This window comes from Paraburkholderia phenoliruptrix (assembly GCF_019511605.1).
In the GTDB taxonomy this organism is placed as follows: Bacteria; Pseudomonadota; Gammaproteobacteria; order Burkholderiales; family Burkholderiaceae; genus Paraburkholderia; species Paraburkholderia phenoliruptrix_A.
The window spans coordinates 14305-26532 of sequence record NZ_JAEUAV010000007.1 but is presented as its reverse complement, the minus strand read 5'-3'; the positions used below and the strand labels follow the sequence as shown (position 1 = coordinate 26532).

The 12228-nt window shown below is 64.4% G+C and carries 12 protein-coding genes; 9 read left to right on the top strand and 3 right to left on the bottom strand.

Going from position 1 to position 12228, the window contains the following annotated elements:
- Window positions 1–169: 169 nt before the first annotated feature.
- Window positions 170–1117, bottom strand: a complete 948-nt coding sequence (locus tag JNB89_RS11795) for a LysR family transcriptional regulator (RefSeq protein WP_220362306.1) — start codon at window positions 1115–1117, stop codon at window positions 170–172.
- Between the two features lie 202 nt (window positions 1118–1319).
- A complete protein-coding gene (locus JNB89_RS11790; RefSeq protein ID WP_220362305.1) occupies window positions 1320–2405 on the bottom strand; it encodes a porin in 1086 nt (361 codons plus the stop codon).
- A 32-nt stretch (window positions 2406–2437) separates the two neighbouring features.
- Here JNB89_RS11790 and JNB89_RS11785 point away from each other — a divergent pair, with 32 nt between their 5' ends.
- Window positions 2438–2737 (top strand): hypothetical protein, encoded by a 300-nt coding sequence (locus tag JNB89_RS11785; protein ID WP_220362304.1) that lies wholly within the window; start codon window positions 2438–2440, stop codon window positions 2735–2737.
- Between the two features lie 235 nt (window positions 2738–2972).
- On the opposite strand, the gene JNB89_RS11780 is transcribed toward JNB89_RS11785, so the two are convergent.
- Complete coding sequence (locus tag JNB89_RS11780; RefSeq protein WP_041727732.1) at window positions 2973–3416, bottom strand: hypothetical protein; 444 nt, start codon at window positions 3414–3416, stop codon at window positions 2973–2975.
- A 566-nt stretch (window positions 3417–3982) separates the two neighbouring features.
- On the opposite strand from JNB89_RS11780, the gene JNB89_RS11775 reads away from it, so the two are divergent.
- From JNB89_RS11775 to JNB89_RS11740, 8 genes are all read left to right on the top strand, one after another.
- A complete protein-coding gene (locus JNB89_RS11775; protein ID WP_013337819.1) occupies window positions 3983–5008 on the top strand; it encodes a bile acid:sodium symporter family protein in 1026 nt (341 codons plus the stop codon).
- Between the two features lie 260 nt (window positions 5009–5268).
- Window positions 5269–7122 carry an EAL domain-containing protein gene (locus tag JNB89_RS11770; RefSeq protein WP_220362303.1) on the top strand — a complete coding sequence of 618 codons (1854 nt, stop codon included), beginning with the start codon at window positions 5269–5271 and terminating at the stop codon, window positions 7120–7122.
- 205 nt (window positions 7123–7327) lie between these two features.
- Entirely contained in the window at window positions 7328–8314 is a 987-nt protein-coding gene (locus JNB89_RS11765) for a LacI family DNA-binding transcriptional regulator (protein ID WP_027211628.1), read from the top strand.
- A complete protein-coding gene (locus tag JNB89_RS11760) occupies window positions 8311–9594 on the top strand; it encodes an AGE family epimerase/isomerase (protein WP_220362302.1) in 1284 nt (427 codons plus the stop codon). The genes JNB89_RS11765 and JNB89_RS11760 overlap by 4 nt, the downstream gene beginning before the upstream one ends.
- The gene (locus JNB89_RS11755) at window positions 9591–10508 is read left to right on the top strand and encodes a carbohydrate kinase family protein (RefSeq protein ID WP_013337815.1); all 918 of its coding nucleotides are present in this window, start codon (window positions 9591–9593) and stop codon (window positions 10506–10508) included. Before JNB89_RS11760 ends, JNB89_RS11755 begins: the two co-directional genes overlap by 4 nt.
- An 82-nt stretch (window positions 10509–10590) precedes the next feature.
- Window positions 10591–10821, top strand: a complete 231-nt coding sequence (locus JNB89_RS11750; protein WP_013337814.1) for a hypothetical protein — start codon at window positions 10591–10593, stop codon at window positions 10819–10821.
- Window positions 10822–10904: 83 nt separating this feature from the next.
- Window positions 10905–11150 carry a hypothetical protein gene (locus tag JNB89_RS11745; protein ID WP_135892401.1) on the top strand — a complete coding sequence of 82 codons (246 nt, stop codon included), beginning with the start codon at window positions 10905–10907 and terminating at the stop codon, window positions 11148–11150.
- Window positions 11151–11245: 95 nt separating this feature from the next.
- Window positions 11246–12205 carry an ion channel gene (locus JNB89_RS11740; RefSeq protein ID WP_013337812.1) on the top strand — a complete coding sequence of 320 codons (960 nt, stop codon included), beginning with the start codon at window positions 11246–11248 and terminating at the stop codon, window positions 12203–12205.
- Window positions 12206–12228 lie beyond the last annotated feature (23 nt).

Sequence of the window (12228 nt, the reverse complement as noted above, 5' to 3'; positions counted from 1 at the left end):
CGCTGTTGGCGTGTGCGGGTGCTGGCAACCAGTATAGCGAAACGGGGTGCGAGCGCCTGAGGGCTGGCGCGTGAATCGGGGAACCGCTGAGTCAGATGCCTGGTGAGCCGCTTGGTGAGCCGCTTAGGGAATCAATTAGCGAGCCCACCAACGAGCCGCCTCGCCCGAGTCAGCGAGCCAACGGCGCGCCGGCGAGCGCCCTGATCTGTTCGAGCGACGGCCACAGCGATTCATTCGCGAAGCGCTCGGCCAGAAAATCCACGAACGAGCGAACCTTCGCGGACAGATGGCGGCGGCTCGCGTAGACGACATGAATCGGCAGCTCGCGCGGTGGCATTTCGTCCACGAGCAGCGGCACGAGACGCCCTTCGGCCAGGTCCGCGCCGATCACCTCCGTGCCCAGCAGCGCGATGCCCGCGCCGTGCAGCACCATCACGCGCTGCGCCTCCAGGTGGTTGACGATCAGATTGCCGGACAGCCGCACGCGCGCAGCCTCCCCAGTGCTCTGCATGACGTCGAGCGCCGACACGCCCGCGTACTGCAGAAAGTTGTGACGCGCGAGGTCGGCGGCGGTCTTGGGTATGCCGCGCCGGCGCAGATAAGCGGGCGACGCGCAGAGAACCAGATGCGCCATCGCAATGGGCCGCGCGATCAGCGACGACGACTTCAAGCCGCTCGGCGAAGCGCGGATCGCGACATCGAAGCCTTCGTCGATCAGCTCGACCACACGGTCCGACAAGGTAATGTCGACGGTGACCTGCGGATACTGCGCGGCGTAATCGGCGACGGCCGCCATCACGTGGCTCAGGCCAAATGCCGAGAGCGACGAGACTCGCAAGCGCCCTTGCGGCACCACGCTCGCCGCACCGACCACCTGCTCCGCTTCCTCGAGTTCGGTGAGCACCTGACTCAGGCGCTCGTAGTATTCGCGGCCCGCCTCGGTGGGCGCCACGCGGCGCGTCGTGCGATTGAGCAAACGGGCGCCTAGCTGCTGCTCGAGATGCATCACATGCTTGCTTGCCATTGCCGCGGACATTTCCATGCGCTCTGCCGCGCCGACGAAGCTGCCCACTTCGACCACCTGCCGGAACACTTTCATGCTGACGAGGGTGTCCATCTGAATCGCTCGCTCAAGGAATCAATCGGCGCCATTTTGCCCGCTTTATCAAGAGTGAGTGAGTAAAGGACCACGTGGCGCGAGCCGGAAAAACAAAAGCCCGCGTTCCAAAGGAAGCGGGCTTTTGTGACGCCTGGGGCCCGACACAGCGCACGGCAGGGGCCGCGCGCTGTGTTCGCCGGGGCGGAGAGAACGACGGCGCCTAGAACTTCGCGCGCAGGCCCACGCCGTATGTGTTGCCGCTCGACTGATTGCTGATGTGGTCGTACAGGTAGGCCGCGTAGATGTCCGTGCGCTTGGAGAGCGGATAGTCGTAGCCGACGGCGGCGGTCTGCCGTGTCTGGTCGAAACCGCCGCCGTCGCGCGAGTACGCATACGAGGCCATGACCGTGCCGGGGCCGAACGGCACCGAGACGCCGCCTTGCGCGGTGTTCACGTGCCAGCTCGTCAGCGTCTGGTCGTTGTGCGTGTACATGTACTGGCCGAACAGCTTCACGTACTTGAGGTCGTAGGAAACGCCGAGTTGCGCGACGCTTTGCGCCTTCAGGCCCGGCACGCCCGACGAATCGAAGCTGCCGAGGTCGCCCGGCGTATTGTTGAAATTCACATACTGGTAGACCGCGGTCGCCGCGAATGGGCCGTGGAAATACAGCACCTGGCCGCTCCACTTCTTCGCGCCGTTCTGCGTGGTGTTGCCAAGCGCGTACATGGCGCTCGCCGACAGGCCGTTGAAGTTCGGCGACTGATACTGCACCGCGTTGTTCCAGCCGGAGTCGCCGGTCACGCCCTGATCGGTCGAATACGTGGGGAAGGTGCCGAGGCCGAGATACACGTGGTAGACCATCGGCGAAAAGACGTACGAGTCGATGAACGGATTGAACAGAATCGTCGACACGAACAGGTGCGTGGTCAGGCGTCCTGCCGTGACCGTGCCGTATGGCGATTCAATGCCGACGTACGCATTGCGCGAGAACGTCGTGTCGCCGGTGAAGCGGCCGTACTGGCCGTTCTGCGCGCGGAAAAAGCCTTCCAGAGTAAAGATCGCCTTGTAGCCGTTGCCGAGGTCCTCAGCGCCCTTCAAGCCCCAGTACGACGTGGACATCCCGCCGCCTGACACCTGCACGGCGGTCTTGCCGCCCGGGAATTTCTGCGCGCCGACCCATTCGTCGACCTGGCCGTACAACTGCACGCTCGATTGCGCAAACGCAGACGATGCGCCGGCCAGCAACGCCGCGCATGCGGTGACCTTGAGGGTTGTGTTCAGCACACGGCTGATGTTTGTTCTCATGAATTCTCCAGTCTTTGTCAAAAGGTGTGGCTGTGCGAAAGGGCGAGCTCGCGCCGACCAATGTTGTTATCCGCCTGATCGTCGAGCCAATCTGGGCGGGACCATCTTTGCGGACCATTTTTATAAACAAAAATATGGCTGGTTATTGCGGGTATATCGGTCTGATTAGTTTTGTCGTTTATCGGCCTGCTAACGCAGCTTCAGATGCGGCACTCACGGTTGCCGGCGGCCCGCTCCGGCCCGCGCGCAGCGGCGCGCGCGCTGCGCCAGCCGCTGATAACGCTTCAGATGACATGCCGATGACGCGCCGCCACATAAACGCCAAGATTTGACGACGGGAGGCGGCTTGCTGCCGAGTGTTTTCAAAAATGTGTGGCGTCGATACGTCAATTCGAGGACGGGATTTTCGACGCTTTGCTTCGGAGAACCTGGGCGTAAAGCTGGAGTGAAGCAAATTGAAAGGCTACGCGGCGAAACGCGTGATAAGCAGACTCAGGTCTGTAGCCTCGGCCGGCACGGGCCGACGCCCTGCGCGGCAAGACGCGAAAGGAAGGCGGCGAGGTGCGCCTAGTTGCGGTAAGGGGAACCTTCGGGTGGGCGGCCGTCGTCGGCCTGGCGCTGAATGGCGCGGATCGAACTGCGCTCTTCGTTGTAGCGCGCGACATCGGCCCGGATCGAGCCGGAGCGAACCGGCGCATTGGATTGCGGCCGTTGCCCGGGCCGCGACTCTGCGCTGACCGGCGTGATTACGCCTGGATACGGTATGCCGCCACGGCCTTCGCCGGGATAGGCACCCGGCCCTGCAACGCGGCGAATGTTGGACGGTGCCGCGTTGGGCTGAGCGAAGCCGCGGCCCACATCGCGGTTCACGTAGTTGCCGTGGCCGTAGCCGTCCACACGGAAGCTGGCGCCGCCGTGTGGCGTGCCGGGCCCCTTCGCATAGGCGAACGAGCACAACGCGATAATCAGCGCGCTCCACGGCCAATGCTTCGTTCTCGACAACCCGTCCACCAGTGACTCACATGCCCGAAGACTTGCCTGAAGCGCGCCGTTCGAGCTGCGGCGGGCTTGTTGAGGGACTGGCGCGAACGCTGCGAACATGCCGCGGCGCGGGCATTCCCGACGGCCTTTGAACGGCTAATTTATGGTTGCCGGCAAAGGGTGTCGAGCCAAAAAGTGTTAGACCTCAGCCGCTCTTGTAACACCTTGTTACTGCGACGTTTTTCTACGACATAACCCTTGCACAAACGGACTGATGGCGTTGTGTGCGGGCTCGCGTCAATTCGCATAACGCGTGCAAAAAATGGATTTCGCTAGGGCATGACCTCCTTTGCGGCGAATCATCCACGCTGCACCTTGGAATCACGAGAAGGACCACCGGCAGAGCCAGCCATGCCAGACCCAACTTCTCCTAACCTTCAGGCGCAATGCGAATGACTCATCAATCGAGTCATCAAATGAATTTGCCTCTTCAATCGCTTTCGCACGACAATGCTGGTTTTCCCTGACCCGGACACGCCACGCTTCGCGCACGCGCCTTGCGTACAGTCCCGCATCACCGATTTCGAGAATTCGACATGGCCCGCCCGAAACTGCTTCCCGACAACTTCACTCTGTGCCTGGTCGGCACCGTGATACTCGCCAGCCTGTTGCCGGTGCGCGGGCAGGCCGCCGTCGGGTTCGACTGGGTGACGAACGTGGCGGTCGGCCTGCTGTTTTTCCTACACGGCGCGAAGCTTTCGCGGGAAGCGATCATTGCGGGCGCGACGCACTGGCGTCTGCATATAGTCGTACTGCTCAGCACGTTCGCGCTGTTTCCGCTGCTCGGCCTCGCGCTTAAACCGCTCCTTTCGCCACTTGTCACGCCGGCGCTCTACGGCGGGATCCTCTTCCTCTGCACGCTGCCTTCTACGGTTCAGTCCTCTATCGCGTTCACCTCCATTGCCAAAGGCAACGTGCCGGCTGCCGTTTGCAGCGCGTCGGCGTCCAGCCTGCTCGGCATTTTCGTCACGCCGGCGCTCGTCAGCGTGCTCGTCACAAACCAGGCCGCGGGCGGCAGCTCGCCCTGGCACACCGTGGGCAATATCGTGCTGCAACTGCTGGTGCCGTTCGTGGCCGGGCAACTGTTGCGCCCGCTGATCGGCAAATGGATCGAGCGGCACCGCGGCGTGCTGAAGTTCGTCGACCAGGGCTCGATCCTGCTGGTGGTGTACGGCGCCTTCAGCGAATCGGTTACCGAAGGCCTGTGGCATCAGATTCCGCTCTCCGCGCTGGGCGGCGTGCTGCTCATCAGCGTGGTGCTGCTCGCGCTGGCGCTGACCGTCACCATATTCGTGAGCAAGCGGCTCGGTTTTTCCCGCGCGGACCAGATCACCATCATCTTCTGTGGCTCGAAGAAAAGTCTGGCTGCCGGCGTGCCCATGGCCAAGGTGATCTTCGCCTCGCAGGCGGTGGGCGCGGTCGTGCTGCCGCTCATGCTGTTCCACCAGATCCAGTTGATGGTGTGCGCCGCGCTCGCGCAGCGCTGGGGCGCTCGCGACCTGAGCGGGGAGACCCGCGCCGCTTCGCGCGAGCGGGCGGCCGCGGCCGTCGCCCGCCGTTGAGTACGCGTGCAATGCAAATAGGACATTCATAAGCGCCCTCCCTGAGCGTCGTTTTTCGAAAAGCCGCCATGCGCGGCTTTTTGTTATTTCACGCGCAAACGCCGTGGTTGTCGCCTCAGCCGGATGGCATAGGCGAGTTCCCGGAAAGTCCTGGATGCGCCTTGCACGCACCGCGCCAGTGCAACGCTTCACCAAAAGTTCACTTAATTGTCCGCAGGGCAGGTCGTTAAGCCGAAGGTCCATCGCTACGCCTATCTGCCATGCAACTTAGCTCGCCCTCCCGGTCCGCCGCGCCGCGCATCCAGGAGTTGATTGCCCGGCGTGAGCTGTCCGCCGTGTTCCAGCCCATCGTCGACTTCGACGGCGGCGCGATTCTCGGCTACGAAGGTCTGATCCGCGGTCCCGCCGGCACGTCGCTCGAGGCGCCGTTCGCGCTCTTTTCGCAGGCGCTCGCCGAAGGCTGCACGATCGAGCTCGAGCAGGCCGCTGCGCGCGCCTGCATTGAAGCGTTCGCACGGCTCGGCTACGACGGCAAGCTATTTCTCAACTTCAGCGCGGGCGCGCTTCGGCGGCTGGCCGAGGCGCCCGAGGGCACGCTCGCGCTGTTGCGCCAGCGCGGCCTCGATCCGGAGCGCCTCGTGATCGAGCTGACGGAGCAAAGCACGATTCCCGACGTGGGCGGATTCCTGCCTGTCATCGCCTGTCTGCGCACCGCAGGCGCGCAGTTCGCGCTCGACGACTACGGCACCGCGAACGCCAGCATGAATCTGTGGGTGCGGCTGCAACCGGACGTCGTCAAGATCGACCGCTTCTTCATTCACGACATTGCCTGCGACCCGCTCAAGTTCGAAGCCGTACGCGCGATGCAGCACTTTGCGAGCGCGAGCGGCGCGCGGCTGGTCGCCGAAGGCATCGAAAACGAAGCGGATCTGATCGTCGTGCGCGACATGGGAATCGGCTGCGGGCAAGGCTTTTTCTTCGGACGCCCGCATGCGCAGCCCGCGCGCAAGGTCACCGACGACGCCCGCGACGCGCTGCGCGCCGGCCACATCGCCGTGTTTCCCGAGGCGACGCGCACGCTCGGCGCGGCCTCGCCGTCGGGCGGCATGGCGTCGGAAAAGATGCTCGTGCACGCGCCCGCGCTGCCGCGCCACGCGACCAATAACGACGTGCTCGAACTCTTCAACCGTCTGCCCGATCTGCACGCGGTGGCGGTGGTCGAGCACGACGAGCCCATCGCGCTCATCAACCGCCGCAGCTTCATGGACCGCTACGCGCTGCCGTATCACCGCGAGCTGTTCGGCAAACGGCCGTGCCTGCTGTTTGCGAACGCGTCGCCGGTGGTGATCGAAAAATCCATGACCGTGGAGCAGATGGCCAAGCTCCTCGCCAGCGACGATCAGCGTTATCTCGCCGACGGCTTCGTGATCACCGAAAACGGCAAGTACGCCGGGCTCGGCACCGGCGAAAACCTGGTGCGCGCAGTGACGGAAGTGCGGATCGAAGCGGCGCGCTACGCGAACCCGCTCACCTTCCTGCCCGGCAACATTCCGATCAGTTCTCACATTGCGCGGCTGGTCAGCAATCACGCCGGTTTTTACGCGTGCTACGTGGACCTGAACCACTTCAAGCCCTTCAACGACCAGTACGGCTACTGGCAAGGCGACGAAGTGCTGAAGTTCGCCGCCGCCGTGCTCGCCGACGTGTGCGACCCGATGCGCGATTTTCTCGGTCACGTGGGCGGCGACGACTTTCTGATCCTGTTTCAGAGCGACGACTGGCGCGAGCGCGTGCTGCGCGCGATCCACGTGTTCAACGAAGGCGCGCAGCGCTTCTACGCGCCGGCCGACCGTCTGGCGGGCGGCATCCACGGCGAGGACCGGCGCGGCAATCCGACCTTCTTCGGCTTCGTGACAATGGCAATCGGCTGCGTGCGCGTCGAACCGAATTCCGCCGACGGCGCGCCGCTCTACAACAGCGAGGAGGTGGCTACGGTCGCGGCGCTCGCCAAGCGGCGAGCAAAGCTGGAGCCGAGCGGCTTCGTGCTGATCGACGCGCAGGAAAGCGCGGCTTTGCTGCGCGGACAGCCCGAAAGAGCGGTGACCGCCGACTGAAAAACCGCGGGAAAGACTTCGGCAAGCGCCCGTGGCAACACATGTTTAGTGAATTTTACTAAACAAAGGCAAGGCGGAAATATCCTATTCATACGGGTATTTACCGAAGCACGGCGCGCTTTTTTCGAGCAGTTTTCGCACCGTTTTACTATACAATCGCCGGACTCAAACATCGCGCGGTCGCGCTTCCCGGCCGCCTGCTTCGATGGCGATTACCATCCGCGACGTTGCGCGCGCGGCGAGCGTGTCGATCGGCACTGTCTCCCGCGCCCTCAAGAACCAGCCCGGCCTTTCGGAGGCAACCCGCGTGCGCGTGGTCGAGGCCGCGCGCGAACTCGGCTACGACGCCGCGCAATTGCGTCCGCGCATCCGCCGGCTGACCTTCCTGCTGCACCGGCAGCACAACAATTTCGCCGTTAGCCCGTTCTTCTCGCATGTGCTGCATGGCGTGGAAGACGCGTGCCGGGAGCGCGGCATCGTGCCTTCCGTGCTGACCGCCGGCCCGACTGAAGACGTGATTCAGCAGATGCGTCTGCACGCGCCCGACGCGGTTGCGATTGCCGGCTTCGTCGAGCCGGAAACGCTGGCCACGCTCGTCGAGATGCAGCGCCCGCTCGTGCTGATCGACCTGTGGGCGCCCGGCCTGCGCTCGGTGAATCTGGACAACGCCGCGGGCGCCGCGCTGGCCATGCGGCATCTGTTCGAGCAGGGACGCAAGCGGGTCGCGTTCATTGGCGGATCGCTGGCGCATTTCAGCATCGCGCAGCGCGCGCTCGGCTACCGGCGCGCGTTTTTCGAAGCGGGGCTGCTGTTCGATCCGTCGCTCGAAGTGACCATCGACGCCGGTCTCGACCCCGACACGGGCGCCGCCCGCGCAATGCAGCAGTTGCTCGACGCGCCCGGCCCGCGCCCGGACGCGGTGTTCGCCTACAACGACGCCGCCGCGCTCGCGGCGCTGCGCGCCTGCTTCGCGCGCGGCGTGCGCGTGCCCGAGGAGATCGCCATCATCGGCTTCGACGACATTCCGGCCGCCGCGCATGCCACGCCGCCGCTGTCCACCATTTCTGTCGACAAGGAAGCGCTCGGCCGGCGCGGCGTCGAATTGCTGCTCGAAGAGGCGCCCGCCGAAACGGAAGTCCGCTTGCCCGTTCATCTCATTGCCCGTGCCAGTACTTTGGTGAAAACGCCATGACGCAATCCGCCACGTCTCACTCCGCCAACGGCGCGCCTGCCGTGCCACCCGTCGCCAGTTTTCGCAGCCGCGAATTTCTGCTCTCGCATATCGAGGACACGCTGCGCTTTTACGCGCCCAACGTGCTCGATCCGAGCGGCGGCTTCTTCCACTTTTTCCGCGACGACGGCTCCGTCTACAACCGCACCACCCGGCACCTGGTGAGCAGTTGCCGCTACGTGTTCAACTACGCGATGGCGTATCGCCAGTTCGGCGACCCAATGCATCTGGAGTACGCGCGCCACGGTCTGCGCTTTTTGCGCGACGCCCATTGGGACGCGCAGCACGAGGGCTACGACTGGGAAATCGAATGGCGCGACGGCAGAAAGCGCACGCTCGACGGCACGCGCCACTGTTACGGCCTCGCCTTCGTGCTGCTCGCGTATTCGCATGCGGCGATGGCCGGCATCGAGGAAGCAAAGCCGATGATCGGCGCGACCTTCGAATTGATGGAGCACCGCTTCTGGGACGCCGCCGCCGGCCTCTATGCCGACGAAGCGTCGCCCGAATGGCGCGTGAGTTCGTACCGCGGGCAGAACGCCAACATGCACACCACCGAGGCGCTCCTTGCTGCGCACGAGGCGACGGGCCACCTCGTCTATCTTGATCGTGCCGAGCGCGTCGCGTCGAACATCACGCTGCGTCAGGCGAAGCTGTCGCAAGGACTCGTGTGGGAGCACTTTCACGCGGACTGGTCGGTGGATTGGCACTACAACGAGGAAGACAGCTCGAATATTTTCCGTCCGTGGGGCTTTCAGCCAGGGCATCAAACGGAATGGGCAAAGCTGCTGCTGATTCTCGAGCGCTACCGTCCGCTGCCGTGGCTCTTGCCGCGTGCGATCGAACTGTTCGACGCCGCGATGGCCCACGCGTGGGACGAAGACCACGGCGGCCTTTACTACGGCTTCGGCCCGGACGGCACCGTGTGCGATCACGACAAATACTTCTGGGTGCAGGCCGAGACGTTCGCGACCGCCGCGCTGCTCGGCAAGCGCACCGGCAACGAACGTTTCTGGGACTGGTACGACGAGATCTGGCGCTATAGCTGGGCACATTTCGTCGATCACAAATACGGCGCGTGGTATCGCATTCTCACCTGCGACAACCGCAAATACAGCGACGAAAAAAGCCCGGCCGGCAAGACCGACTATCACACCATGGGCGCATGCTACGAGGTGCTCGCGCATGCGCTGCCCGACGGCGCGACCGCCGCTGCCGTTTCCGCGGAGCACGCAAAATGACCACCATGAGCGCAAACAACGAACTGCCCGTCTTCGTTTCGGCTGGCGACATACTCACCGATCTCGTGCGCACCGGCGCTTCGCAATGGCTGTCGCGGCCGGGCGGCGCCGGCTGGAACGTCGCGCGCTGCGTGGCGCGGCTTGGCCTGCCGACCGCGTGCGCGGGCTCGCTGGGCGTCGACAATTTCTCCGACGAGCTGTGGGACGCAAGCGTCGCGGCCGGGCTCGACATGCGCTTCATGCAGCGCGTCGAGCGCCCGCCTTTGCTGGCAATCGTTCATCGCACGCATCCGCCGGCTTACTTTTTCATGGGCGAGAACGGCGCGGATCTCGCGTTCGATCCGGCGCGTCTGCCGGCCGGCTGGATGGAGCAGGTGAAGTGGGCGCACTTCGGCTGCATCAGCCTCGTGCGTCAACCGCTTGGCGACACCCTCGCCGCGTTGGCCGCCAAGCTGCGTTCGCAGGGCGTGAAGATCAGTTTCGATCCGAACTACCGCAACCTGATGGAGCACGGCTACGAACCCACATTGCGCAAGATGGCCGCGCTCGCTGACCTCATCAAGGTATCGGACGAGGACCTGCGCCTGCTCTTCAAGACGGACGACGAAGCAAGCGCACTGGCGCAACTGCGCTCGATGAACCCCGCCGCGACGATTCTGGTCACGCGCGGGCCGCAAACGGCTTCCCTGATCGACGGTGCGACGACGACCGAGGCGCAGCCGCCGCGCGTCGAGGTGGTCGACACGGTGGGCGCGGGCGACGCGTCCATCGGCGGCCTGCTGTTCAGTTTGATGAGCGCGCCGCAGCGCACCTGGCCGGAGCATCTGGCATTCGCGCTGGCGGCCGGCGCGGCGGCCTGCCGGCATGCGGGCGCGCATGCGCCGTCGCTCGACGAGGTCGTCGCGCTGTTGTAACCCTGGCGGTGGCCCTTCTGCCGGCGCTCGATCGCCGTGCTAGCATGAAAACACCGTAACCTTTGGAACAAGGAGCGACGCCATGGAGGACATCACCTACACCAAAGGCATCTACACGGCCACCGCGTCAGTGCGGGAACTCGATCGCGACACGTGGCAAGGCGTGGTCACGCTAACGCGCGACGAAGGCGAGGCGAGCGAGGATCAGGAGACCACCGTCTACGAAGTCGAGGCGACCTCGTCCACGCCAGCCGAGGCACTGGAAGAAGCAAAGGCGCTCGCTCATCGCATACTCGGGGAAATCGAACTGTAGGCAGACTGGCGCCGCGCACGTGCCGCATGTGCCGCACATGGGTTTCGCGCCGCGCCGCCTGAACGCAATGGTTGGAGGCGATCATGGCTGAAGAGCTGTTCCTCTACGGCGTGTACTCGATTCACGTCCGCCCCATCGAACTGAGCGGCCCGCGCTGGGACGCCGAATACGAAATCCGTCATCGCGAGAAGGCGGTCAAGGCATGGACCACCGTCGGCGGCGACAACGGTTACGGCGACGCGGCGCAGGCGATCGCCGCGGCGCATCAGCAGGCGGTCGAAGACATTGAACACGGCGCGGGCATTCCAAAGCCGCGCGCCTTCCCTTAAAGCACGCCCGCAGGTTCCATCGCACGAGCCGCAGCGGCGTTCGGCGACGAGGCCGCCGTGCTACGCTCTCGCCGTTTCCATTCGATGAGCACGCGATGGCTACCGAACCGACCGACCGTTTTCCCGGTATCGGCGACGCTGAAAGCAGCGCGCAAAAGCGCCGCTCGCGCGGCAGCCGCGAACTGCATCCCGACGATCAGGTGGTAGTCGCGCACGGCATGCCGATGCGCTTCTGGCAGGACCTGTATCACCGCGCACTGACCGTGCGCTGGCCGACGTTTTTTGTTTCGCTCGCCGTGCTGTTCGTGTTGCTCAACACGAGCTTCGCCGCGCTTTACATGCTCGGCGACGCACCTATTGCGAATCAGTATCCGCCCGGTTTCGGCGGCGCCTTTTTCTTCAGTGTCGAGACGCTCGCCACCGTCGGTTATGGCGACATGCATCCGCAGACGGTCTACGCGCATTGGATTGCGACGCTCGAAATCTTCGTGGGGATGTCGGGCATTGCGCTCGCAACCGGCCTCATTTTCGCGCGCTTCTCGCGTCCGCACGCCAAGATCATGTTTGCGCGCCACGCGGTGATCCGGCCGCTCGACGGCCATATGACGCTGATGGTGCGCGCGGCCAACGGCCGCCAGAACGTCATCGCCGAAGCGCACGCGCGCCTGCGCATGCTGCGCCGTGAAACCACCGCCGAAGGCTACACGTTGCGCCGTCTTCATGACCTGACACTCGTGCGCGATCAGCATCCGGTGTTCAAGCTGGGCTGGACTGTCATGCACGTGATAGACGAAGACAGTCCGCTCTTCGGCGAAACCGCGCAGACGCTGAAAGCGCACGACACTTCGCTCCTGCTCACGCTGGAAGGCGTCGACGAATCCACCTCGCAAACCATGCAGGCTCGCCACATGTGGCCGTGCGACCAGATTTTCTGGCACCACCGCTTCGTCGACATCATGAGCGAGCGGGACGGCGTGAGCCACATCGACTACGCCCACTTCCACGAGATCGTGCCGCTCGACGAAGCGCCGCTGACAACAGCGGTTCGCCCATGAAGGTTGCATAGGCGGTAAGCGGC